Origin of the sequence: Nocardia vulneris, assembly GCF_001613425.1 — a bacterium.
In the GTDB taxonomy this organism is placed as follows: domain Bacteria; phylum Actinomycetota; class Actinomycetes; order Mycobacteriales; family Mycobacteriaceae; genus Nocardia; species Nocardia vulneris.
Window position 1 is genome coordinate 162,626 of the sequence record NZ_BDCI01000007.1, and the last position, 21,563, is coordinate 184,188.

The following is a 21,563-nucleotide window of genomic DNA, read 5'->3' on the forward strand; positions in this document are numbered from 1 at the left end:
ACCGCTCGGCACGAACAAATGCCGCGCCCTCCGCATGATGCGGAGCAGCGCGGCATTCGCCGGGGTTCAGGCATTGACGGCGAGCGCGATGACGACCTCGTGCTCGGCCTCCGGCAGATAGTGCACCCGCAGGATGCGACCGACCTGCACCTGGCCGACACTGCTCGGGGCCAGGAACTTCTCCACCAGCGTGCTGAAGGTCGACCCGTCCGGCCTGGTCACGACCAGCCCGAGGGCGATCTTCGAGTGGCCGTCGCGGATCTCGCCGGTCACCGAGAGCGAGCGCACCACCGCCTGGGTCGCGATGCCCCGCTCGGCGATGTCGAGCTTGTGCCGGGTGGTGATGCCCTTGCGGATCATCGACTCGTTCATGGCCTGCTGGGCTTGGGCGGTATCACCGGAAAGATCCACCTCGACCTTGTCGGTGCGGTCCGGCAGGTAGCGCACCGGCAGCACCACCCCGGGCTGCAACAGGGCCAATTCCGTCAGCGGCACAATCATTTTCGCGGTCGCCACGAAGTTCTTCCCGTCGGCGCCCTCGACGGCGAATTCGATCCGCACCTGCGGTTGGTCGTTGACGGTTATCCCCGTCTGACCGACCGACCTGATGGTGCCGAGGCCCAGCAGGCCGTTGCGGAACGCCGCACTGTTCCGTCCGGTGAACGCCGCGGTGATGCCCTCGCCGGTGAGGGCGAACACGGTGGGGACGAGGGTGAGCGCGAGGATAGGCAGCACCATCTGCCAACCGAGCCAACCCATTCCGGCCGGTTCGTAGACATCGGTGCGGGCGTAGGTGAGGCCGTGCAAGACGTAGTAACCGATGGCGAGCGCCCCGACCGCGACGGCGCCCCAGCGCAGGTATTTCATGATGCTCCTTCGGGATTCGAGCCCACCCCGTCGTCGCGCTCGGGCCGCGACGACGGGGTGGACCGGAAAGGGTTGGCGCGGAAGTTGATCAGCCGCCGACGATGTCCGAGCAGGCGAAGGTGACGTCGAATTTCGAGGTCTTCGGGCCGGCCAGCGGGTTGGTCAGGTCAGGGGCGCCGACGCCCTCGCCGGAGATCTTGTAGGTGTTGCCGTCCTTCGTGAGCGTGGCCGAGCCGCCCGGCATGCCGTTGCCGAAGCCGATCGCGTAGGGCTGACCCGACTCGCCGCCCTTGGTGCCCGCGAACCCCACCGCCTGGACCGTGTCGGTGCCGGTGATGGTGGCGCTCACCGCCAGGTTGCCGTAGGTGGCGTTGGCGCTGTCGGTCAGCGCGAGCGCCAGCGTGCCCGCCTGCTTCGCACAGGTGGTGGTGAACGTCGCGGTGAGGGCCTTGCCGTCGACCGAGGCGGTCGACTTGCCCGCCGGTGCCGGGTTGCCCTGCGCGGACGGCGTCGCGGCGGCCGAGGACTTGGCCGGGCTGCTGCTCGCGTCGTCGCTGCATCCGGTGACGAACAGCGCGGTAGCGGCGGCGGCGGTGACGAGGACGGCGGTGACGGACTTGGTGTTCATGATGCTTCCTGACTGTCTGGGGAGGGCTCGGTGTCTTCCTGGAGTTCGGCCGGCCCGGTGTGGCTGGGCCGATACGAGAAAGGTAGGAACGGTTCGCGCCCTACCGATCCCAGGTTTGCGCCGGTCCGAATCCGACAAATGTCCGTTAACCTGGTCGAATGCGACGACCGCGCGCCATGGTGCTCGACGAGGTGTGGCGCAAGCTCGACGGAGTGGAACCGCTCAGCGGTCCGCACGGCGGGCCGTTGCGCCGCACGGTGAAACTCGTGCTCGATCCGCTGGTGATCCGGCCCGTGCAGCATCCGCTCTGCGCCGGGCCGATCCTCAGCGCCGACGGTGCGGTGCTGCTCGCCACCCGCGTGCACGCCGCGGCGGACGTGCTGCGCGCGACCGCGGCCTGGTTCACGCTGCTCAAGCAGGTGCGCCGAGCCTTGCGGATCACCGAGGGGAACCCGCAGGACCTGTATTTCCAGCGCTGTTTCGAACTCGCGACGACAGCAGGCCCACCGGACGCGGCACGCGACCGCGCGGTCGCCGAGGCGACACTGCGCGAGGTGCACGATCTAGCGGCAGGCCGGACCACCCAGGCCCTGAAGGAGTATGTCGCGCAACGCACTGCCGAACTCACCGGGTTGATCGAAATCGCTTGGCGGCGCAGGCCGTTGACCGGTCCGTCGGGCGGTGACCACACGGCCGCGATCGTCGAGCTGCTCGATGCGTGCGCCGCCGCGCGGCAGGGGCAGCAGCAGGACAACGGCCGGCGGACGCTGGATCGGCTTGTCGCCGCGCACGCGGGCACGCACGCCGGGATCCGGCTGTGGCAGGACGAATCCGCCTGTTCCGCGGGCGAACTCGGGCTCACGGTGCACCCCGTGCCACGGCCGCCCGCGGTCGGCGTCTCGGCTTCGACGGCCACCCTGGGTTTGCCGTTCGACCGCACCGTCTACGAGCGTGTGTTCACCGCGCTCCAAGCCTCGACCGAACGCGCTGAGCTACCACCGATTCCCGAGCTGGTGCGCACCGAGATCGCCCGGAGTTGTTCACCTTGGGCGTTTTTGGACGAGACGCTGCGGGTGGCGGCGACCGTCGGTGTCACGCTGGCACACGGTCTCGTGCCGATCGGCGGGCCGGAGGTCGGTAGTCCGGAAACCGCGGCACACCGCGTGATCAACAGTCGGTGGCGGCGGGAAGCGTATGTGCTGCAAGCCCGGCGGCTGGTGGTCCGTAGTGCCGCCACACCGCCGCCCGCCGGGCCGCTCGCCGCCATCGCCGCGGAATTGTCCACACCGTGGCGGCCGTACCTGCGGCGGCTGTGGGTGCGGCTGCACGGCCGGGATGTCCGGGAGTTCGCGGTCCACGACCCGGACGAACTGTGGGATCTGCTCGACGGTGTCGCCCGCTCGGTCATCCTCGATCACCGCACCAGGGTCAAACAGGCGTTGAGTGTCATGGCGGCCGAGCCGGATTCGACCGAATCGAGGGCGAGCTGATGAACGATGCGGTGCGCATCCACCGGACCGAGGACGGGCTCGTGGTGATCGCCCCCGCCGGGGCGCCGACCGTCCTCGACGCGGCGGCACGGCTGGACGTGACCGTGCTCGAGGTGCTGGGCGGGCATCTGACATGGAGCCTGCTCGACGGCGGGCGGCTCCCGGCCGCGGTACTCGATCGTGCCGACCTCGCGCAGGAGTGGGTGTGGGCGGTGTTCGGCGAACAGATCGCGCTCGCCGTCGACGCGGGCGACGACGTCGAACTGCCTGCCGCCCCTGAATTGCCGGAGCTGGTACTGAGTGCGTGGCGGCTCGGCTACGCGCACTGGGCGGCCCGCTGGTGGCCCGCGTCCGTGCTCGACGGGATCGCGCCGCTGGACGAGCGACTGCTGCTCGACGAGATCGCCGTGCTCAGCGCGGAATGCGAGATGCTCGTCGACGGGGCCGACCAGGCGGTGGAGGAGATCGAGCTGCCGGTGTACGTCGGGCGCGCCGAGGACTACGCGCTGGCCGCCGGACCCGCCACCGTGCCGAGCGGCGCCTTGGTCCTCGCCCGGGGCAGCACCGGCTGGGATTGGCGCTGCTGCCCACCCGGTCTGCTCGACGCCTCCGAACGCGCGATCTCCTGGGAAATCCGGCGCGAGGGTGGCCGCACCACCGTCACGGTGCGCGCCGTCGCCGCCCCCGGCCTGCCCGCCGTGGTCCCCGAACACCTCCACCCGCACGCCGCGATCCACACCTCCACCGGAACCGTCGAAACAGCCTTGGCGCTACACGGTGACCAGTGGACGGGCGCGGTAACGGCAGCCGATGCCACGGAACCGGCTGTGAGCGTGGTCGTTTCGGTGCCGGGCGTGGGCGATACCGACTACCGCGCGGGCGGTGCCGAGCCGGACAGTGGGTCGAGTGGCGCGGAGATGCGCCGCCGCTTAAGGGATTTCGCCGCAGCGCGCCTCCGACGCGCGACCGACCCGGACGCCGCACCCCTGGCCGCCGAAAGCGCCGCCGCCGCTTCGGATTCGGACTTCTGACATGGTCGAGACACCGGACGACGGGCGCGCGTTGCTAGCGGCGGGGGCGGCGGCCTACACCCGCGGTGATACGGCCGGGGCGCTGCGTATTTTCGAGGAGGCGGCGCGTACCACGACCGGGGATGTGCGGATCGGGGCGATCGTCAACGCGGCGAGTATGGCGGACGAGCTCGGGGAGCATGCGACGGCGTTGCGGCTTTATCGGGACGCGTTGGCGGCCATGCCGGAGGACGCTCCGCGGTTGCGGCCGAACGCGCTGGTGAATATGTCGCAGGCGCTTCAGCATCTCGGCGAACTCGACGCCGCGCAGGAGGCTTTGGAGCAAGCGCGCGCACTGTTGGCGGCGAGCACCGATCCTGATCAAGGTGTGCTCCGGGTCGCCTGTTTGCTGTCGCTGACCGCCGTCGCGCTGCATCGACAGCACTGGGCCTACGCCGCGGAGTTGGCCCGCGAATCACTGGACGCGGCACAACGATTCGCACCGCAGCTGGCCGGGCATCCGCTGATGAACCTGGCCGCCACGTACTTCGAGACCGGGCGGCGCGAGCTGGCCATCGATTTCGCCCGGCAAGCGCTCGCCGCGTTCGATGCGGCCGGCGACCGCAATGCCGTCGCCGAGACCCAGCAGAACCTCGCCACCATGCTGGTCCGGCTGGAGCGCCTGGACGAGGCCGAGCCGCCGTTGCGGGCCAGTCAGCAGTACTTCGAGCAGGCGGGACTGGGCTACCGGGCGGGCATCGGGCTCAAGACCTTGGCCTTCGTCGCCGAGGGCCGTGCGGATCTCGCCCAGGCACAGGACCTTTACGAGCGCAGTCTGGCCTACTTCGTGGAGTCCGGGGCGGTTCTGGACGCCGCGGATCTGCGGATGCGGTTGGCGACCGTGGCTTTCAAGAACGGCCGGGTCGCGGAGTGCGAGGCACTGCTCGCGCAAGCCTTCAGCGCCTACGCCGGACGCGGCCTCGGACTGCACTGCGCCCAACTCGACTACTGGTACGCGACGCTGCTGGAAGGCGCGGTGGCCGCAGCGGAGTCGCCCTCGGCAGAGCTGCTTGCGCAGGCCGTCGGCGTGGCCGTCCCGGCGGCGCTGGCCATCGACGCAGTGCGCTACACCCTGCCCAACGGCCATCAGCGAGACCAGTGGAATCGGCAGATCGCCGACCCCGCCATGCGCTTGGCGTTCCGCTTCGCCTACCTTTCCGGCAACGGCTTGCTGCTCGCGGACTTGATCGAAACCCAGTGCGCGGGAACCACCTTGAACGTCGACCGCGCCGAAACCACCGCCGCCCCGCGGTTACCGCTGGAATTGTTCGAATTGCCCGCCGAAGCGGTAACGCATCCCGGCGCCGACGCGCTACAGCTCGGTGCCGCGCTGGCCGAGGTAGCGGCCGCGGCGGGCCTGCCCGTATCCCCGCCGCCACGTTTGGCGCTGGCGGCGGAGGGCCGGATCGCGCTGGCGCCCTACATCTCCGCCGCCGAACAGCGATACGGCCGGTTGATCCGAGACAGCAAGGTGCTCACCGTATGACGCAACAGCCGACGGTCCTGGTGCGCATGGCGGACGCGGGCGACGTGTACATGTCCTGGCGCTGGCCCGACGGCACCGCAGCGCGCGGCGCGGCCATGCTGCCCGGCGACGCGGTGCTCGACGCGGTCCGACGACTGACCGACGCGCTCCCGCACCCGGAACAGCCGGGCGGGCTGGAACACGCCATGACGGCCGGCCCGTTCGCTGCGCTCGAGACCGAATACCTGGTCGCCCAGGCACTTTCCCGTGCATTGCTGCCCCAAGGACTCGCCGCCCAGCTGTACGAGCTGTATCGGCAGGACATTCGACCGCATATCCGCCTGCAACCGTCACCGCGAGTGGCACAGGTGCCGTGGGAGCTCCTCGCACCGGCACCCGACCTGCGCCTGATCGATATCGCCGATATCAGCCTGCTGGCTCCGGCCGGTATCGTGCAGGCGCCGGGCCGCACCGCCCGCAGCTGGGCTCGGTCGCGGCGCGAACCCGTTGTCGCCGTGCTCGATCCGCGCGTTCCCGGCTTCCGCGCGGACTCGATCCTCGGCTCGGTGCTCGGCCGGATGCCCGAAAACGCCCCACTCACCCGGCGGATCGCCGGCTACGCGGCACAGGGGCGACTGCGGCCCACGGTCGGTGCGCCGACCGAGATCTTCCGCCGCACCGACCTAGATCGCACCTGGCTCGGCGCGACCCTGCGCGCCGGGGCGAGCAGGCTCGTCTACGTCGGCCATGTCACCGCGGCGCCGCCCGAGTCGGGCCAGAGCGAAGCCGCACAACTCCACCTGGCCTGCACCGCGGACACACTCGGCTTCGCCGCACCCGATCGCACCCATCGGCCGTTGTCCGCCAAGGACTTCCTGCTCGGCACCCACACGCTGACCGCGGAACCCGGGAACGGCCAAGACCTTTGGCCCATCCCCAGCCGGGTCGCCCTGATCGCCTGCGAGAGCGGCGGCGACCTGCGTTTCACCGAGGCGCTCGGCCTGACCGCGGCCATGATCAACGGCGGCGCCGAGTTGGTGACGGCGAGCCGCTGGCCGCTGCCCACCGACCTCGCCTTCCACCGGATCGCCGGCGCCCCGCCGGACGCCCATCCGCTCCAGCAGGCGATCTGCGCGATCGACGCGGCGCACGAAGCCGACGACCCGGTCACCGCGCTCGCCGAATGGCAACGCGCGCAATTGAACCGCTGGCGCGGCGATGGTGCGATCGAGCACTCGCCGCTGCTCTGGTCGGCCTTCGCCACGCTGCGGGCTTAAGCCCGGCCGCGGACCGTCCGGACCACCGTCGGATCGACGCCGAGCACGTCGAGCATCTGCGAGATGGACATCGCCTGCACCTCGCCCGCGTAGTCCGGCCGCGACGCGTCCGCCAGATCCGCGTACTGGTGCAGGCGTTCGTAGTCGGCCATCGTCATGATCACCGCGATCTCTGTGTCGCCGTCGGTGACGACGGCGTCCGCGCCGGTTGCCACCACTTCGCGGACGACCGCCGCGACGGCCGGCGGCAGTTCGTGCAGAGTGCGCGTATTCGAGTTGGGCATGCTCCGCATTCGGAGCGGCGTGCCCCTTTGGATCGGCGTGTCACCGATTCGTTAGCACAATCGTCCGGCTCGGCCCGGCGACCGGGGAACCCGCTCGCGAAAAGGTTGCCGGGCGAAGGTGTCCCGGCTCAGGACCGATGGGCGAGCAGGTGCTGCATGATCAACCGGGTCAGGTCCTCCGGGGCCTGCTCGGGGATCCAGTGCGAGACGTCTTCGAGCATTTCGAAACGATAGGGACCGGTCACATACTTCGCTGTGGCCAGCGCGGCGGTGGAGCCGATGACGCTGTCCTCGGTGCTCCACACGTACAGCGTCGGCACCGTGACCTCGCCGACCCGGCCCGACAGATGTGCGGCCCGATACCAATTCAAGGCCGCCGTCAGCGCTTCCGGCCGACTGAGTCGCTCCACGTAGTGGTCGACGCGCTCCTCCGGGACCTTCCATTCGAAGAGCCGCCGCAGGCCGATGGCACCGTCGGCGAGCAAGGCGCGCTCCGCGGTCCGCGGCTCGCGCAGTCGCGCGACATACTGGGACCGCAGCGCCTGATCCTCGTCCTCTTTCATCGCTTTGACCAGCGCGCCGGGATGCGGTTGCGAGACCGCGGTGAACGTCCGCACCCGCTCCGGATGCTCCGCCGCCACCGCCCAGCCGACGTACCCGCCCCAGTCGTGGCCCACCAGATCGAAACGCTGCCAACCCAATTCGTCCGCGATCGCGAGCACGTCGCCGACCAGTTCTTCGACCCGGTACTCGGCCGGTCGTTCCGGCCGCACCCCCGCGGAATACCCCCGCTGATCCGGTGCCACCACATAGCATCCGCCACCGCCGAGCGTATGCAGCTGGAACTCCCACTCGATGGCCCCCTCCGGAAACCCGTGCAACAGCATGACTTCCCGCCCCCGCACGTCCCCGCAGGTCAACACGTCGAACGTCCCCGCCCCCGTAGTAATCTCCGTCGCCTCGATCACCCACCCGACTCTAGATCCTCCACCCCACCCCGCCGCAGCCCAACGCCGCACGGCGGCGGGCCGTCGCTGCTGCCCGCCTACGGTGGCGTCTCACCACACGAGCGTTCCCACGGCGAATCGTTCGTCGATCTGGTGCTTCCTCGCCGCCCCAGAAAAGTTCCTGCGCCATCTGCTGGCCGACGGGCGGTAGCCGAGGGAGCGCGGTGCCGGCACCGGCTCGGCGGGAAAACGGCTGTGCGGAACGAGGATCCGCTTGATACGGTGGCCGCAGAGGTTGGATGGGCTGGGTATCTATGGTTCGAAAGATCGTTGCCGCGAAAGCGCTCGTCTTTCTTGCCCTGGTTTCCGTTTCCACCGCGCTCGCCATGCCCGATGAGCGAGAACCCGCGCGGACCACGGTGCGCATCGAGAACACCGCCGACATCGACTGGGATCTGGTGGTTCGCGCCTTCGATACCGAACGGGCTTGCCGATCCGCCTCGGCGGCCTATCGCCGGCCCGGCAACGTGCCCGTATGCCTGCCACACGAGACGAAGACCAGCGGAACCCTGTGGCTATTGCTGGTGTATCACCTGTGACCCGGACATCCCCGCCGCTGTAGCCGAAGCCCGGCCCGCCCGAGCCCGCGAGGACCGGGCTCGGCCGGTTCGCGGGCGGGCGGACTCAGTGTTCGTCGTAGTGGCCGTTGTGGGCGGCGTGGCGGTGGCCGTCGTGCAGGTAGTCGACGTGGTCGCCGTGCTGGACGGACTCGTGGCCGCAGCCTTCGCCGTGCTGGTGGGTGTGGTCGGCGTGCTCGGTGTGGCCCGCGGGCTCGCACTCGTCGTAGTGGCCGTCGTGTTCGCGATGCAGGTGACCGTCGTGCGCGTAGTCGACGTGGTCGCCGTGCTCGACCGCGGTGTGCCCGCAACCGGGGCCGTGCGCATGATCGTGCTCGGTGTGCTGCATATGCGCTGTCGTCATCAGTTCTCCCTCTTTCCCAGCGTGGACAGATGGAACTTGTGAGCGTCAACACATTAACATGTGCGCATCAATGCAGGTTGCTGGGGGTGCGCCGGCGCCGCCCGGAACCGTGGCGTCCGACGCGCTGCAGGAACGCGGACGCCACGGCATCGGAGACGTTAGAGCACCTGCGACAGAAAACGCTGTAGGCGTGGCGTCTGCGCGTTGTCGAACAGCGCGCCGGGCGTCCCGGTCTCCACCACCTGACCCTCGTCCATGAACACCACGCTGTCGGAAACCGTTCGGGCGAAGCCCATTTCGTGGGTCACCACGATCATCGACATACCCCCCGAGGCCAGATCGGCCATCAGCGCGAGCACCCCCTTGACCAGCTCGGGGTCCAGCGCCGAGGTGGCCTCGTCGAAGAACATCACCTCCGGCTTCATCGCCAGCGCGCGGGCGATCGCGACGCGCTGCTGCTGCCCGCCGGACAGGTTCCCCGGCCGCGTGTCGACCTTGTCGGACAACCCGACGATCTCGAGCTGTTCCACCGCGAGCGCACGGGCCGCCTCCTTGGACAGCCCGCGCAGTTTGCGCGGGCCGAGTGCGACATTGTCGGCCACGCTCTTGTGCGGGAACAGGTTGAAGTGCTGGAACACCATCCCGATGCGCTGGCGCAGCTTGTCCGGGTCTTCGGTGAGCACCGACTCGCCGTCCAGCAGCACATCACCCTGGTCGGGCTCGTGCAGCCGGTTCAGCACGCGCAGCAGCGTCGATTTGCCCGAGCCGGACGGGCCGATGACCGTGGTGGTCTTGCCCGCGTCGACGTGGATATCGATCCCGCGCAGCACGTGGTTGTGCCCGAGCGTGAGATGCAGTCCGGTACCGGTGAGGGAAGCACTCATGGGTCTACCCGCGCCCTTCCGTGATCGTGGCGGTCTCGACCGGGTCGATCGGCCGGTCCGGCCTGCCGGTGCGCATCCGGCGGTCGATGTAGTTCACCAGGTGGGTGAGCGGGATGGTGAGCAGCAGGTAGACCAGGCCCGCGGCGACCAGCGGGGAAAGGTTCCCGGTCTGCGCGTTCAGGTCCCGGCCGACCGCGAACAGCTCACGCTGGGTGGCGAGCAGGCCGAGGAAGTAGATCAGCGACGAGTCCTTGATCAGCGCGATGAACTGATTCATCAGCGCGGGCAGCACCCGGCGCACGCCCTGCGGGATCACCACCAGCGTCATCGCCTGCCGGTAGCCGAACCCGATGGCGCGGGCCGCCTCCAGCTGACCGGCCTCGACGGACTGGATACCGGAGCGGAAGATCTCACCGATATAGGCCGAGGCCAGCAGAGCCAGTGCGACAGCGCCGAGCCAGTACGGGTTGTTCCCGGTGATGTTGCGCGCCACCGGCCCGATGCCGAGGCCGATCAACAGGATGATCACCACGGCGGGCAGGCCGCGGAAGATATCGGTGTACACCCGGGCGGGCCAGCGCAGCCAGCGGGTCCGGGAGATGCCCGCCACCGCGAGCAGCATGCCGAGCACGGTGCCCAGCACGCCCGAAACCACCGCCAGGATCAGGGTATTCGGCAAACCGGTCTTGAACAGGTCGGGAAAAGCCTTGCGGTACAACGACCAGTCGAAGAACGTGTCCTTCAGTTGTTGCAGTGTGGATTTCGGCGCGGTCTGCGCGGTGTCGTCCGGCTGCTGCTGCGCGGCGAGGGCGGCGAAATCGGGGAGTTGCGGCAGCGGTGCGGCTTTGGAGCCCGGCTGCCAGCCCGGCGGCAGTTCGCGCGGCACCCAATCCTGGTAGAGCTTGGCGTAGGTGCCGTCCGCGATCACCGCGTCGAGGCCGCTGTTGAGCGCGTCGATCAGCGGCTGATTGTTCTTGGCCACCGCGTAGCCGACGAAGTTGTCCAGGCTGAAGGTGTTCTGCGACACGGTCGTTCCGTCGCCGGGCTTGATCGCGCCCTCTGCCTGCGCGGACGGCGCGACCCAGGCGTCGACCTGACCGGACTTCAGATTCGCGTAGGCGGTGTTGTAGTCGGGGAACTTCACCGGATCCAGGTGCAGCGTGTTGACCACGAACTCGTCCTGCACCGTGCCCTGCACGACGGCGATCCGGGTGCCGCGGTTCAGGTCCGAGAACCCTTTGATCGCACTGTTGGCCGGCGCGACCAGGGAGAAGTAGCCGAAGTCGTAGCCGTTGGTGAAGCCGACCAGCTGCCTGCGCGCATCGGTGGTGGTGATGTTCGACGAGCCGACGTCGAAGCGCCCGCCCGCCACCTGCGCCAGCAGCCCGGCGAACTCGGTGCCCGAGAACTCCACCTGCAGACCGAGTTTCGCGCCGATCGCGCGCAACAGTTCATTGTCGAAGCCGGTGAAGGCGCCCGCGCCGTTGACGCAGATGCTCGGCGGCGCGTCGGAGAGCGTGCCGACGCTGAGCTTGCCCGGCGTGATCAAGCCGAGCTTCGAGACGTCGATCGCGGACACCGGTGCGGTGGTCGCGGTGGTGTATTTGTCCGCGCCCGCGGTCTGTGCCGAGGCCAGGTTGGTCGGCGCGGCCGAGGCCGCGCTCACCCCGGGCGGGGAACACAGGTTGCGCTCCGAGGAAGCACCATCGGAGCCGGAACCACACGCCGTGGCCGCGAGACCGACGGCAAGCAATATCACGGCGATCAACGCACGAGACCGCACAGCGGGCAGACCAGCCATGATGGACAACCCTAGCGGCGCGCGGGTTGCTAACCCGCAGCTACCCCGGCGGTGCCCGGAACGGGACAAGTCGGACCTGGACCGCACGGATTCGGATCAGCGTGATCCGAATTCCGGCGCGCCCCGACCGTCCCGGAGCGGCAATCGGGCTCCGACCGGGCAGAACCGGCTCAGGCGAGCCCGCTGACCTGCTCCGGGTTCACCTCGTCGCGCCAGCGGACCGCGCGTTCGGCTTCGCTCAGGTCGTAGTCGGGTCCGTCGACGCCGATCGTGAAGGTGGACACACCTGCCGCGACGAATGCGGGCGCCTGTGCGAGCCCCGGCCACTGCACGGAACGCTCGATCCGCGCGTCGTCGGTGCCGACGGCGTCGCAATGCTCGGCGAGCACCTTGTTCTTGTGCGCGAGTTCGTCCAGACCGGAGAAGCTGTGCCACATGTGCGCGTACTCGGCGACCAGGCGCAGCGTCTTACGTTCACCACCGCCGCCGATGAGGATCGGGATCTCCCGGGTCGGCGCCGGGTTCAGCGCACGCAGCCGGGCGGTGAGCCGCGCCATGTTCTCCTTCAGCAGCGCGAGCCTGCTGCCCGGCGTGCCGAAGTCGTAGCCGTACTGGTCGTAGTCCTTCTGGAACCAGCCCGCGCCGATGCCGAGGATGAGCCGGCCGTCGCTGATGTGGTCGACCGTGCGCGCCATATCGGCGAGCAGATCCGGGTTGCGGTAGCCGCCGCCGGTGACCAGCGCGCCGAGCTCCACCCGTGCGGTCTGCTCGGCGATCGCGCCGAGCATGGTCCAGCACTCGAAGTGCGCGCCCGCGGGATCGCCGGTGAGCGGATAGAAGTGGTCCCAGTTGAAGACGATGTCGACGCCCGCGTCCTCGGCCCGGCGCACGGCGTCGCGGATGAGTCCGTACTTCGGGGCGTGCTGCGGCTTCAGTTGGACTGCGATCCGAACCGGGCGGTTCATGCTCGCACCTTGATGATTCGCTCACTCATGGCAACGCTCCTCCTCGACGTCGGCGGCACTTCCCCCGATCGAGGCTACCCGCGGCCGGCGGACCGGCGCAGCGTTCAAGCGCGATGCGGCTGGAAGGTGCTGCGGTCGGTGAGCAGGACCGCGAAGGTCAGCACCCAGGCGCCCACCGCCACGACCAGCAGGAGTTCCCCCAGGAGATGCAGCGCGGGCACACCGACTGCGGCGCCGGTGGACAGGGTCGCGACGGCGGTCATGCCCAGCGGGAAGACGGTGGCCCAGCGCCGGATGTCGTAACCGGGTCGCGGACGCACGATCTCGGCGATCATCAGCACGGCGTAACCGCTCAGGTTGAGGCCCAGCACGAGCAGCGCGACGACGCGCAGCAGCCCGTGCATGCCGCCGGTCAGCTGGTGGGCCGCAACGAGTTTCGACGCGGCCAGGGCCGAGATGGCCAGCGCTCCGGTGGCGATCCATTGATCGCCCGCCCCGGTCCACACCTGTTCGACATCGAAATGCACCAGGGCCCCGATATAGAGCAACAGACCGAGCGAGAAGAACACCGACGCGGCGAGGATCAGCCAATCGCCGGCCCCGGCGAGCGCCAAGGTACTCGCCAAGACAGCCAGCCCCTGCGTCGAGACGCACACCAGGAAGACGACGCCCGGCATGCGCCGCCGGGTATGCCGCAGCACACCGTGTAACAGCAACGGCCACAACACCATCGCCGCGACAAGCAGAACCACGGACACATCGGGCAGACCCAGTTGCGCGATCCGGCTGCCGAGCACCGTGGTCGCCGCGACACCGGTCAGCGCGGGCGGTGTATCGGCCTCCGCTATCCAGCGAGAGCGGTTGCGCAGCAACCGCTCTGCGAAATCGAAGACCAGCAGCAGCCAGACGAGCACGGCCAGCGCCAGCAGGACCCAGGACACGACCTCGAATCCGATCAGGTGCAGTCCGATCGACACGATGCCCGTGGCCATCACGAACGAGCCCGCCGCAGGCGGTAGTTCACGCCACCATCGCTGTGCCACGCAAGTATCACAACTCGAGCGCTCGCCCCTGGTCAAACAACTGGAGAGCGATCGATGCCGAGGGTTGGGACCGCATCGACAGGCAGCGCCCAACGCTCGATGCAACCAGCGCGCAGCGATCGGTTCCGCGCGAACTCGAGCATTTCGAGCAGGAATCGCGCAGAACCAGTAATATCGCGGGTCAACCCTTACTCGGATCGTCCGGCACGTTCCTGCCGGTGATGGGAAGTGATTTTCGCATGGCCACAGTGACCTTCGACCGCGCGACGCGGCTGTACCCCGGCTCCACCAAACCCGCCGTCGACCAGTTGAACCTGGAGATCGAAGACGGTGAATTCCTGGTCCTCGTCGGCCCTTCCGGTTGCGGCAAGTCGACCTCGCTGCGCATGCTGGCCGGCTTGGAGGACGTGAGCGACGGGCGCATCCTGATCGGCGCCAACGACGTGACGCACGCCGAACCCAAGGAACGCGATATCGCGATGGTGTTCCAGAACTACGCGCTCTACCCGCACATGACCGTCGCCGAGAACATGGGCTTCGCGCTGAAACTGGCCAAGGTCGCCAAGGCGGAGAAGGACAAGCGCGTGCTCGAGGCGGCGCAGCTGCTCGACCTGGAGCCGTACCTGGACCGCAAGCCCAAGGCGCTGTCCGGTGGTCAGCGCCAGCGCGTCGCGATGGGCCGCGCGATCGTGCGCCAGCCCCAGGTGTTCCTGATGGACGAGCCGCTGTCGAACCTGGACGCGAAACTGCGCGTGCAGACCCGCACCCAGATCGCGCAGCTGCAGCGCCGGCTCGGCACCACCACCGTGTACGTCACGCACGACCAGGTCGAGGCGATGACCATGGGCGATCGCGTCGCGGTGCTGAAAGACGGTCTGCTGCAACAGTGCGCGACCCCGCGCGACCTGTACCAGGATCCGGTCAACGTGTTCGTCGCCGGGTTCATGGGTTCCCCCGCGATGAACCTGTTCACGCTGCCGGTGTCCGGCGGGACCGTGTCGCTCGGCGGCCACGAGCTGCCACTGCCCCGTTCGGTGGTCGACGCGGCCGAGGGTTCGGTGTCGGTCGGCATCCGCCCCGAGCACTTCGAACTCAACGGCGCGGGCGGCGGTATCGAGATGGAAGTCGACGTGGTCGAGGAACTCGGCTCCGACGCCTACATCTACGGCCGCACCACCTCGCAGGGCAACGCCGCCGGGGAAACCATTGTGGCGCGGGCAGATTGGCGCAACCCGCCATCGAAGGGCACGCGCGTCCGGCTCTCCACCGACCCGGTACACACCTACTTCTTCTCGTCCACCGACGGTCGCCGCCTGAACTGAGTCCGTAGGTCCCCGCGCGCGCAGGTCGATCGTTCCCGCACCCCTTCTACGTTCCCGCACCCGCTGTGGCGTGGCGCAGCGAGTGCGGGAAGACGGAAAGGGTGCGGGAATTCAAGAGCGGCGCGGGGACCGCTTCGCGGCGAGGTAGTCGTCGTTGACGCGGACGCCGAGTTGTTCGAGCGCGATCTCGTGGCCGGATTCGCTGCGGACCTGGACGCGCACGGGAGCGCCCGTGGCTTCCTCGACCAGTAGCAGCGGGGCCGGGCCCGGCTGCAGGTAGGCGTCGCCCCACTGCATCAGCGCGAGGACGGCCGGGAGCAGGTCGCGGCCCATCTCGGTCAGCACGTACTCGTGCCGGGTGCGTTTGCCCTGCTCCTGGTAGGGCTGCTTGGTGAGCAGGCCCGCGGCGGTGAGTTTGCGCAGCTGGCTCGCCGCGGCCGCGTCGGTGATGCCGACGCGCTGCGCGAAGCCGTCGAACCGGGTGGTGCCGTAGTACGCCTCACGCAGAATCAGGACGGCCGAGCGGGTGCCGACCAGATCCATCGCCTTGGCGATCGAGCAGTCGGTCGTCTGCCACGCGCTCAGATCGGCCAACCGACCTTCCATCACTGCTGCCATGACCGACATCATAGCCGAGCTGACTTGCCTCAACTATTGCCAGGTGTAGGCTGACTATGTACTGATAGAGCCAGGCAGGGCCGCCGGCTCTCGGTCCGGAAAGGTTGCACCATGAGAGACGCGGTGATCGTCGAAGCGGTACGCACCCCGATCGGCAAGGGCAAGCCGAACGGCGCGTTGCACGAGGTCAATGCGGTGGACCTGCTCGCGCACAGCCTGCGCGAGGTGGTCAGCCGCAGCGGTGTCGACTCGGTACTCATCGATGACGTCATCGGCGGCATCGTCACCCAGGTCGGCGAGCAGGGCATGAACATGACCCGGCGGGCCGCACTCGCGGCCGGCTACCCCGAATCCGTCGCCGCCACCACGGTGGACCGGCAGTGCGGCAGCAGCCAGCAGGCGATCCACTTCGCCGCGCAGGGCGTGCTCGCCGGCGCGTACGACATCGTCGTCGCCGCCGGTGTCGAATCGATGGGCCGAGTTCCCATGGGCGCCAACCTCGTCGGCTCCGACGATGTCTCGGGCGTCGGCTTCGCCGAGCGCTACCCGGAAGGGCTGGTACCGCAAGGGATCAGCGCCGAGCTGATCGCCGCCGAATGGGGGCTGAACCGCACGCAGCTCGACGAATTCGCCATCGGCAGTCACGAAAAGGCCGCCCTGGCAACGAAGAACGGCCTGTTCACGCGCGAACTCGCGCCACTCGACGGGCTGTACACCGACGAGGGCATCCGGGTCGGCAGCACCCTGGACACCCTCGCCAAGCTGCGTCCCGCGTTCTACGACGAGGCGATGTCGGCCCGCTTCCCGCAGATCGGCTGGGCGGTCACCGCGGCGTCCGCGAGCCAGGTCAGCGACGGCAGCGCCGCGGTGCTCATCATGACCAGCGAGCGTGCGAAGCAGCTGGGTCTGCGTCCACTGGCGCGGCTGCACAGCTTCGCGGTGGCCGGCGACGATCCGCTGCTGATGCTCACCGCCGTCATCCCGTCGACCCGAAAGGTGTTGCAGCGGGCCGGACTCCAGCTCTCCGATATCGATCTGTTCGAGGTCAACGAGGCCTTCTCGCCCGTCGTGCTGGCCTGGGCGCAGGAGACCGGCGCCGACCTCGCGAAGGTCAACGTGCACGGCGGCGCGATCGCCATCGGCCACCCGCTCGGCGCCTCCGGCACCCGCCTGGCCACCACCCTGGTCCACGCGATGCAGGAACGCGGCGCCCGCTACGGCCTGCAAACCATGTGCGAGGCAGGCGGTTTGTCCAACGCGATGATCCTCGAACGCCTCTGATCGGATCGGTGCCCACCCCGCGGGGTGGGCACCGTCATACCGCGACCAGCACGATCGCGACCAGCAGTCCGGCCACCCACGCGCCGACGATCACCGGCACCGCCACCACGGGGGTCCAGCCGACAGGCCTGCGGGCCCGGACCTTTCCGACCATCAGCAGCACCGCCCAGAGCACCGCGCCGGCGATCCCCGCGAACGCGACGAACTGCGCGACCGCCAGATAGCGCCGCGCCCCGCCGTCGGCGTCCTCCCAGGCGACCACGTCGTAGACCGACACGAAGGCCGCCACCACCCAGGCAAAACCGATCACGAACACCGACCCGAGCACCGCCCGCGCGATATCCGCTCCCCACCCCCGCAATTGCGAACTCACCCCTCATTCCTGCCCGCAACGTCGCTGTACCAAACGCGCGACGCTCAGGTTGCCGCGCCGGGCCCGGGCAGCAGGTCGATGTCGGTGGCGCGCATGGGTTCGCCGCAGTGGTCGCAGCGCAGCTGCACATCGCTGATCTCGCCGCAGGCGTGGTGGCGGTACAGAACCGGCGGCCCGGCCGCCCCCGCGCGCCATTTGTCGCCCCAGCCCTTCATCACCATGAGCACCTCGAACAGTTCGATGCCCTGCTGAGTCAGCACGTATTCGTAGCGCGGGCGCTGGTCGTAGGGCTTGCGCTCGAGAACGCCGTGCTCGACCAGGTGGTTCAGCCGCTCGGTGAGCACCTTGCGGGAGACACCGAGATCGGCCTGGAGCTGATCGAAGCGCGTCATGCCGACGAACACGTCGCGCAGGATCAGCGGTGACCATGCCTCGCCGATGACATCGAGGGTGCGCGCGATGGAGCAGGCCATCTCGCCGAAGTTCGTCCGCTGCATGACATCAGTCTAGCAATTGGGGTTCCCTTAAGGAACTCTAACTGCTACGGTTCTGGAGTCTCCTGAAGGAACTCAGAAAGGAAAGCGGCGATGAGCAAGGTCATCAGCGCCCATTCGGTATCCGTAGACGGCTATATCACCGGGCGCGACCCGCGAGCCGGGCACGGACTCGGCGACGGCGGGATGCTGTTCGACTGGTACTTCGACGGCGACACACCCAGCGCGGTGTTCGACGGTTTCCGGCTGAGCGCGCCGAGCGCCCGGGTCTTCGACGCCGCGGGCGGGCGGGTGGGCGCGATCGTCGCCGGCCGCAATACCTACGAAGACTCGGAACGATTCCACGGTGGCAGTCCGCATCCGAACGCCCGGCTGGTCGTGCTCAGCCATCGGCCGATGCCGGTCAGCGAGCAGCAGATCCTGGTCACCACCGGGATCGACGACGCGATCGCGGCGGCCCGCGACGCGGCCGGGGGCGGTGATGTCGGGTTGATGGGCGGTGGTGTGCTCGCCGCGGCGTTGCAGGCCGGGCTCGTCGACGAGGTGCTCCTGCACCAGGTTCCGATCCTGCTCGGCACCGGTCGGCCGTTCTTCCAGTCGCTCCCGGATCACGTGCGGCTGCGGCTGATCGAAGCCGTCCCCGCCCCCGGCGTCACCCACCTGCACTACGAGGTTCAGCGATGATCGACCCCGCCGTCCGCCAAGTTCTCGACAGTGCTCCGCACGCGCACCTGGCCACCCTGCTGCCCGACGGTTCACCCCACGCCGTGCCCGTCTACGTCGGCACCGAGGGCGACCACGTCGTCATCCTCACCGACCCGGACTCCCGCAAGGCCCGCAACCTGCGCCGCGACCCGCGCGTCGCATTGTCGATGACCCCCGCCGACAACCTCTTTCACCCGGTGATCCTGCGCGGCCGGGTCGTCGAATGGCTCGACGGCGACGCCGCCTGGGCGATCATCGACCGGCTCGCGATCGAATACACCGGCCGGCCCTACTCCCGCGAACTCCACCGCGTCGTCGCCCTGATCGAGCCCGACCACCAGCGCGCCGGGTGAGAGCGGTTGGCCGCGTTGAGGGTTCGGTCGTGGTGCAGCAGGATGGGGTGATGACTGTCGCACCCGATGGGGAAGACCTCGCCACCGCGCCGGGTGGTGCGGTGCTGGCGGGAACTGTTCTCGGCGTGGCGATTCTGCTGTGTGTTCGGCTCGAGCGAGTTCCGTTCGGGGGTGCGCTGACCGGTCCTGATCAGCTGGTGGGGATCGTGCTCGGCGGGGGGCTGCTGGGCGTCTGCCTGCTGGTCTGGGCGATCAAGACGCTATACGTGGTGGGCAGGCAGCGGCAGTGGTCGTGGCGGATCATCGCGGTACCGGTGGTGGTATTCGCCGGGCTGGCAGCCGGATTGGTGGCGTAAGGGTGCGTCACGGAGTGTCGTAGACCTCGTTCGCCAGGGCCACACCGCTGAGGAACGAGGCCACGATCAGGGCCATGGCGACGACCGGCCAGTACCACATCAGCCAGCGCTTCACGGCGGCGATGATGATCATGACGAAGGAGCCGGCCAGGGCGAGGGCGGTGCCACCCCAGGAAACGACGAATGCCGCACTCAGATATTCGTCGCGGCAATTGCGTCCGGGTCCGCACGCGTCGGCGGCGAAGGCGAAGAAGACGGTGCAGTAGGCGGCAAGCAGGCCGAGCACCGCGGCGGCGCAATAGAGGACGACGGTGAGGATCACGTCCCAGGTCCGCTGCTGCGGCTGGGCCGACTGATAAGCGGCCGGGTAGTAGGTCATGCCTTCAGCATCCTGGGCGCGGCCGAGGGCGAGTACCGCAAAACTACTCAGGCCGGATGGGGGGATTCCGTGCCGGTTACGCTGGCGGCGATGAGCGATCAAGTGCTGGAGAGCTTCGTCTACGCCATACCGATGCGCACCCGATTCCGCGGTATCACGGTGCGCGAAGGGATGCTGATCCGCGGACCACTCGGCTGGGGCGAGTTCTGTCCGTTCGTCGAATACGACGACCGGGAAGCGGCCGGGTGGCTGGCGACAGCGCTCGAGCAGATCAGCGCCGGATGGCCGGCACCGGTCCGGGACCGGATCCCGATCAACTGCACGGTGCCCGCGGTGGACGCGGAGCGCGCACACGCGATCGTCGCGGGATCGGGCTGCGGCACGGCGAAGGTGAAGATCGCGGACCACCCCGATTCGCTGAGCGAAGATCTCGCACGGGTCGAGGCGGTGCGGGACGCTCTGGGTCCGGCCGGGGCGATCCGGGTCGATGCCAACGCGGTGTGGGAGGTCGAGACCGCGGTCGCGCACATCACCCGAATCGACCGTGCCGCAGGCGGTTTGGAGTACGTCGAGCAGCCGTGCCGGACGATCGAGGAGTTGGCGGCGGTGCGCGCACGCGTCGACGTCAGGATCGCCGCGGACGAATCGATCCGGCGCGCGGAAGACCCGCTGCGCGTCGCGGTCGCCGGAGCCGCCGATATCGCGGTGCTCAAATGCACCCCCCTGGGCGGGGTCCGGCGCGCACTGCGGGTAGCCGAGGCCGCCGGATTACCCTGCGTGATCTCCTCGGCACTGGAAACCAGCGTCGGCCTGGCCGCCCAACTGGCTCTTGCCGGGGCCCTCCCCGAACTCGACTTCGCCTGCGGACTGGGCACGTTGTCCCTGCTCACCGGCGACACTGTGCGCGATTCGCTACGCCCGACCGACGGCTACCTCCCCGTCCCCCACACCGCCCCCCAACCCGACCCCGCCCTACTCGAGCAGTACCGCCAACGCGACCCCGAACGAGTCACCTGGTGGGAGAACCGCCTCACGCGCACCCTCCGATTGATCCCACCCGCACCCTGATTCGCCGCCACCTCCGAATGGTCGCGGCCCGTGCAGCACGCACAGCTCGGCCCGGAATGCGTGACACCGACCCCAGCAGCGCGCAGAACCGACCCGGCGATGCGCGCCGCCGACCGAGGCCAGGCACAGCGTCGACCTGACTTATCGCCGCCTCCGGCCTGGGCGGTGCACGGAGTCCACCCCGAACAATCACGGCGACCGTCTATGGATCGCAGCCTTGACCCAGCGGCGTGCGACGCCGGCCGTATTGCGCGAGGGAAGGCGCACCCGCTGGGGCGCAAGGGGGTCACCCCAGGCGTACGCCGCAGCCCAGCATTGTGGCGCGCAGGATCAGGGCGGCTTCGGGGCCGATGATGCCGTCTACCAATTCCAGGTAGCGGGTGCAGAATTCGGGACCGTGGGGGGCGACCTTCTCGGGCGCCGATTCCAGGTGGTGGGTGAGCTCGTGCAGGACGACGAGTTCGCGTAGCGCCCAGGCGGTTCCGCCGGTGTGCAGCGGGACGGCGAGCACGGCCTCGGCGGACTCGTAGTGGGCGGCGGTGGCACCCGCCCGGGCGCGCACCCGCACCGGTACGTCGGCGCGATCCCACTGTGCCCGAATCCAATTCAGGGCGAGCACCTTGTCCGCGTAGCTCTGCACCGAGTCCACCGAGGCGAAGCGCCGTTCGATCGGCAGGGTGATATGCGAGCCGTAGAGTTCGACGGTGCGATTGCCGTGCTCGTCGGCACGATCGAAGACCCCGCGCACCAACTGCTCCGCGTCGTACACCTTGGCGCGCTGGGTATCTCGCGCACTCACGACAGGTCTCCTGGCGAGTACGTCCCCAGCCCGAACCCACTGTGGCTCAGGTCACTCAGCTGACACACGCTCACGAGCATCGTCCTACGTACCCGAATGCGCGACCCGAGCGG

25 protein-coding genes are annotated in these 21,563 nt (G+C 69.0%); 11 read left to right on the plus strand and 14 right to left on the minus strand.

The annotated features are described in order from the left end of the window. Window positions 1-66 precede the first annotated feature (66 nt). A complete protein-coding gene (locus tag NVU01S_RS10030) occupies window positions 67-870 on the minus strand; it encodes a hypothetical protein (protein WP_043664036.1) in 804 nt (267 codons plus the stop codon). 85 nt (window positions 871-955) lie between these two features. After that, on the minus strand, window positions 956-1,495 hold the full coding sequence (locus NVU01S_RS10035; protein WP_043664038.1) for a lipoprotein LpqH: 540 nt from the start codon (window positions 1,493-1,495) through the stop codon (window positions 956-958). Window positions 1,496-1,671: 176 nt separating this feature from the next. On the opposite strand from NVU01S_RS10035, the gene NVU01S_RS10040 reads away from it, so the two are divergent. The 4 genes from NVU01S_RS10040 to NVU01S_RS10055 are packed head-to-tail and all read left to right on the plus strand — an operon-like array spanning window position 1,672 to window position 6,797. Beyond that, window positions 1,672-2,985: a hypothetical protein gene (locus NVU01S_RS10040; RefSeq protein ID WP_043664040.1), complete on the plus strand. Its 1,314-nt coding sequence runs from the start codon at window positions 1,672-1,674 to the stop codon at window positions 2,983-2,985. Next, the gene (locus NVU01S_RS10045; RefSeq protein WP_043664041.1) at window positions 2,985-4,016 is read left to right on the plus strand and encodes a hypothetical protein; all 1,032 of its coding nucleotides are present in this window, start codon (window positions 2,985-2,987) and stop codon (window positions 4,014-4,016) included. The genes NVU01S_RS10040 and NVU01S_RS10045 overlap by 1 nt, the downstream gene beginning before the upstream one ends. A gap of 1 nt (window position 4,017) precedes the next feature. Continuing rightward, entirely contained in the window at window positions 4,018-5,541 is a 1,524-nt protein-coding gene (locus NVU01S_RS10050; protein ID WP_043664043.1) for a tetratricopeptide repeat protein, read from the plus strand. After that, the gene (locus NVU01S_RS10055) at window positions 5,538-6,797 is read left to right on the plus strand and encodes a CHAT domain-containing protein (RefSeq protein WP_043664045.1); all 1,260 of its coding nucleotides are present in this window, start codon (window positions 5,538-5,540) and stop codon (window positions 6,795-6,797) included. Before NVU01S_RS10050 ends, NVU01S_RS10055 begins: the two co-directional genes overlap by 4 nt. Here NVU01S_RS10055 and NVU01S_RS10060 read toward each other — a convergent pair. Both NVU01S_RS10060 and NVU01S_RS10065 read right to left on the minus strand, forming a co-directional pair. Next, window positions 6,794-7,081 carry a hypothetical protein gene (locus NVU01S_RS10060; protein ID WP_014989020.1) on the minus strand — a complete coding sequence of 96 codons (288 nt, stop codon included), beginning with the start codon at window positions 7,079-7,081 and terminating at the stop codon, window positions 6,794-6,796. The genes NVU01S_RS10055 and NVU01S_RS10060 overlap by 4 nt on opposite strands. A gap of 128 nt (window positions 7,082-7,209) precedes the next feature. Further along, window positions 7,210-7,968, minus strand: coding sequence for an alpha/beta fold hydrolase (locus NVU01S_RS10065; RefSeq protein WP_156161404.1), 759 nt, complete (start codon window positions 7,966-7,968; stop codon window positions 7,210-7,212). A 374-nt stretch (window positions 7,969-8,342) separates the two neighbouring features. Between NVU01S_RS10065 and NVU01S_RS10070 the strand changes: the two genes are divergently transcribed. Continuing rightward, entirely contained in the window at window positions 8,343-8,627 is a 285-nt protein-coding gene (locus NVU01S_RS10070; RefSeq protein WP_043664050.1) for a hypothetical protein, read from the plus strand. An 85-nt stretch (window positions 8,628-8,712) separates the two neighbouring features. Here NVU01S_RS10070 and NVU01S_RS42390 read toward each other — a convergent pair whose 3' ends face one another. From NVU01S_RS42390 to NVU01S_RS10095, 5 genes are all read right to left on the minus strand, one after another. Beyond that, the gene (locus NVU01S_RS42390) at window positions 8,713-9,009 is read right to left on the minus strand and encodes a hypothetical protein (protein ID WP_082031808.1); all 297 of its coding nucleotides are present in this window, start codon (window positions 9,007-9,009) and stop codon (window positions 8,713-8,715) included. A 158-nt stretch (window positions 9,010-9,167) separates the two neighbouring features. Next, the gene (locus tag NVU01S_RS10080; protein ID WP_043664052.1) at window positions 9,168-9,893 is read right to left on the minus strand and encodes an amino acid ABC transporter ATP-binding protein; all 726 of its coding nucleotides are present in this window, start codon (window positions 9,891-9,893) and stop codon (window positions 9,168-9,170) included. Window positions 9,894-9,897: 4 nt separating this feature from the next. Next, window positions 9,898-11,694, minus strand: a complete 1,797-nt coding sequence (locus NVU01S_RS10085) for an ABC transporter substrate-binding protein/permease (RefSeq protein WP_043664053.1) — start codon at window positions 11,692-11,694, stop codon at window positions 9,898-9,900. A gap of 170 nt (window positions 11,695-11,864) precedes the next feature. Continuing rightward, entirely contained in the window at window positions 11,865-12,659 is a 795-nt protein-coding gene (locus NVU01S_RS10090) for an LLM class F420-dependent oxidoreductase (protein WP_043664055.1), read from the minus strand. 104 nt (window positions 12,660-12,763) lie between these two features. Further along, window positions 12,764-13,702, minus strand: coding sequence for a tellurite resistance/C4-dicarboxylate transporter family protein (locus tag NVU01S_RS10095; protein ID WP_156161405.1), 939 nt, complete (start codon window positions 13,700-13,702; stop codon window positions 12,764-12,766). Window positions 13,703-13,941: 239 nt separating this feature from the next. Between NVU01S_RS10095 and NVU01S_RS10100 the strand changes: the two genes are divergently transcribed. Further along, on the plus strand, window positions 13,942-15,024 hold the full coding sequence (locus NVU01S_RS10100; protein WP_043664059.1) for an ABC transporter ATP-binding protein: 1,083 nt from the start codon (window positions 13,942-13,944) through the stop codon (window positions 15,022-15,024). Window positions 15,025-15,135: 111 nt separating this feature from the next. Here the strand turns inward: NVU01S_RS10100 and NVU01S_RS10105 are convergent, their stop codons facing one another. After that, entirely contained in the window at window positions 15,136-15,654 is a 519-nt protein-coding gene (locus NVU01S_RS10105) for a winged helix-turn-helix transcriptional regulator (RefSeq protein ID WP_082031810.1), read from the minus strand. A gap of 99 nt (window positions 15,655-15,753) precedes the next feature. Here NVU01S_RS10105 and NVU01S_RS10110 point away from each other — a divergent pair, with 99 nt between their 5' ends. After that, window positions 15,754-16,923, plus strand: a complete 1,170-nt coding sequence (locus NVU01S_RS10110) for a thiolase family protein (protein WP_043664062.1) — start codon at window positions 15,754-15,756, stop codon at window positions 16,921-16,923. Window positions 16,924-16,957: 34 nt separating this feature from the next. Here the strand turns inward: NVU01S_RS10110 and NVU01S_RS10115 are convergent, their stop codons facing one another. Together NVU01S_RS10115 and NVU01S_RS10120 are read right to left on the minus strand one after the other, a co-directional pair. Then, entirely contained in the window at window positions 16,958-17,296 is a 339-nt protein-coding gene (locus NVU01S_RS10115; RefSeq protein ID WP_156161406.1) for a hypothetical protein, read from the minus strand. 44 nt (window positions 17,297-17,340) lie between these two features. Continuing rightward, window positions 17,341-17,793 carry a winged helix-turn-helix transcriptional regulator gene (locus tag NVU01S_RS10120; RefSeq protein WP_043664068.1) on the minus strand — a complete coding sequence of 151 codons (453 nt, stop codon included), beginning with the start codon at window positions 17,791-17,793 and terminating at the stop codon, window positions 17,341-17,343. A 90-nt stretch (window positions 17,794-17,883) separates the two neighbouring features. On the opposite strand from NVU01S_RS10120, the gene NVU01S_RS10125 reads away from it, so the two are divergent. From NVU01S_RS10125 to NVU01S_RS10135, 3 genes are read left to right on the plus strand one after another with little or no spacing between them, the layout of a single operon-like run. Further along, complete coding sequence (locus NVU01S_RS10125; protein WP_043664071.1) at window positions 17,884-18,474, plus strand: dihydrofolate reductase family protein; 591 nt, start codon at window positions 17,884-17,886, stop codon at window positions 18,472-18,474. Continuing rightward, entirely contained in the window at window positions 18,471-18,848 is a 378-nt protein-coding gene (locus NVU01S_RS10130) for a TIGR03618 family F420-dependent PPOX class oxidoreductase (RefSeq protein WP_043664074.1), read from the plus strand. Before NVU01S_RS10125 ends, NVU01S_RS10130 begins: the two co-directional genes overlap by 4 nt. 50 nt (window positions 18,849-18,898) lie before the next feature. Further along, entirely contained in the window at window positions 18,899-19,204 is a 306-nt protein-coding gene (locus NVU01S_RS10135; RefSeq protein WP_156161407.1) for a hypothetical protein, read from the plus strand. Between the two features lie 7 nt (window positions 19,205-19,211). Here the strand turns inward: NVU01S_RS10135 and NVU01S_RS10140 are convergent, their stop codons facing one another. Beyond that, window positions 19,212-19,583 (minus strand): hypothetical protein, encoded by a 372-nt coding sequence (locus NVU01S_RS10140; RefSeq protein ID WP_043664077.1) that lies wholly within the window; start codon window positions 19,581-19,583, stop codon window positions 19,212-19,214. 90 nt (window positions 19,584-19,673) lie between these two features. On the opposite strand from NVU01S_RS10140, the gene NVU01S_RS10145 reads away from it, so the two are divergent. Next, the gene (locus NVU01S_RS10145; RefSeq protein WP_043664080.1) at window positions 19,674-20,651 is read left to right on the plus strand and encodes an o-succinylbenzoate synthase; all 978 of its coding nucleotides are present in this window, start codon (window positions 19,674-19,676) and stop codon (window positions 20,649-20,651) included. Between the two features lie 286 nt (window positions 20,652-20,937). On the opposite strand, the gene NVU01S_RS10150 is transcribed toward NVU01S_RS10145, so the two are convergent. After that, window positions 20,938-21,450 (minus strand): TIGR04338 family metallohydrolase, encoded by a 513-nt coding sequence (locus NVU01S_RS10150; protein ID WP_043664082.1) that lies wholly within the window; start codon window positions 21,448-21,450, stop codon window positions 20,938-20,940. Between the last annotated feature and the right edge of the window lie 113 nt (window positions 21,451-21,563).

What these genes read in the sequence shown, in the direction of transcription:
- NVU01S_RS10145 (WP_043664080.1), top strand. Translation starts at nt 19,674, where the DNA reads ATGAGCGATCAAGTGCTGGAGAGCTTCGTCTACGCCATACCGATGCGC.
- NVU01S_RS10070 (WP_043664050.1), top strand. Translation starts at nt 8,343, where the DNA reads ATGGTTCGAAAGATCGTTGCCGCGAAAGCGCTCGTCTTTCTTGCCCTG.
- NVU01S_RS10140 (WP_043664077.1), bottom strand. Translation starts at nt 19,583, where the DNA reads ATGACCTACTACCCGGCCGCTTATCAGTCGGCCCAGCCGCAGCAGCGG.
- NVU01S_RS10080 (WP_043664052.1), bottom strand. Translation starts at nt 9,893, where the DNA reads ATGAGTGCTTCCCTCACCGGTACCGGACTGCATCTCACGCTCGGGCAC.
- NVU01S_RS10040 (WP_043664040.1), top strand. Translation starts at nt 1,672, where the DNA reads ATGGTGCTCGACGAGGTGTGGCGCAAGCTCGACGGAGTGGAACCGCTC.
- NVU01S_RS42390 (WP_082031808.1), bottom strand. Translation starts at nt 9,009, where the DNA reads ATGACGACAGCGCATATGCAGCACACCGAGCACGATCATGCGCACGGC.
- NVU01S_RS10105 (WP_082031810.1), bottom strand. Translation starts at nt 15,654, where the DNA reads ATGATGTCGGTCATGGCAGCAGTGATGGAAGGTCGGTTGGCCGATCTG.
- NVU01S_RS10135 (WP_156161407.1), top strand. Translation starts at nt 18,899, where the DNA reads ATGACTGTCGCACCCGATGGGGAAGACCTCGCCACCGCGCCGGGTGGT.
- NVU01S_RS10125 (WP_043664071.1), top strand. Translation starts at nt 17,884, where the DNA reads ATGAGCAAGGTCATCAGCGCCCATTCGGTATCCGTAGACGGCTATATC.
- NVU01S_RS10130 (WP_043664074.1), top strand. Translation starts at nt 18,471, where the DNA reads ATGATCGACCCCGCCGTCCGCCAAGTTCTCGACAGTGCTCCGCACGCG.
- NVU01S_RS10100 (WP_043664059.1), top strand. Translation starts at nt 13,942, where the DNA reads ATGGCCACAGTGACCTTCGACCGCGCGACGCGGCTGTACCCCGGCTCC.
- NVU01S_RS10050 (WP_043664043.1), top strand. Translation starts at nt 4,018, where the DNA reads ATGGTCGAGACACCGGACGACGGGCGCGCGTTGCTAGCGGCGGGGGCG.
- NVU01S_RS10035 (WP_043664038.1), bottom strand. Translation starts at nt 1,495, where the DNA reads ATGAACACCAAGTCCGTCACCGCCGTCCTCGTCACCGCCGCCGCCGCT.
- NVU01S_RS10055 (WP_043664045.1), top strand. Translation starts at nt 5,538, where the DNA reads ATGACGCAACAGCCGACGGTCCTGGTGCGCATGGCGGACGCGGGCGAC.
- NVU01S_RS10045 (WP_043664041.1), top strand. Translation starts at nt 2,985, where the DNA reads ATGAACGATGCGGTGCGCATCCACCGGACCGAGGACGGGCTCGTGGTG.
- NVU01S_RS10120 (WP_043664068.1), bottom strand. Translation starts at nt 17,793, where the DNA reads ATGCAGCGGACGAACTTCGGCGAGATGGCCTGCTCCATCGCGCGCACC.
- NVU01S_RS10060 (WP_014989020.1), bottom strand. Translation starts at nt 7,081, where the DNA reads ATGCCCAACTCGAATACGCGCACTCTGCACGAACTGCCGCCGGCCGTC.
- NVU01S_RS10090 (WP_043664055.1), bottom strand. Translation starts at nt 12,659, where the DNA reads ATGAACCGCCCGGTTCGGATCGCAGTCCAACTGAAGCCGCAGCACGCC.
- NVU01S_RS10110 (WP_043664062.1), top strand. Translation starts at nt 15,754, where the DNA reads ATGAGAGACGCGGTGATCGTCGAAGCGGTACGCACCCCGATCGGCAAG.
- NVU01S_RS10065 (WP_156161404.1), bottom strand. Translation starts at nt 7,968, where the DNA reads ATGCTGTTGCACGGGTTTCCGGAGGGGGCCATCGAGTGGGAGTTCCAG.
- NVU01S_RS10085 (WP_043664053.1), bottom strand. Translation starts at nt 11,694, where the DNA reads ATGGCTGGTCTGCCCGCTGTGCGGTCTCGTGCGTTGATCGCCGTGATA.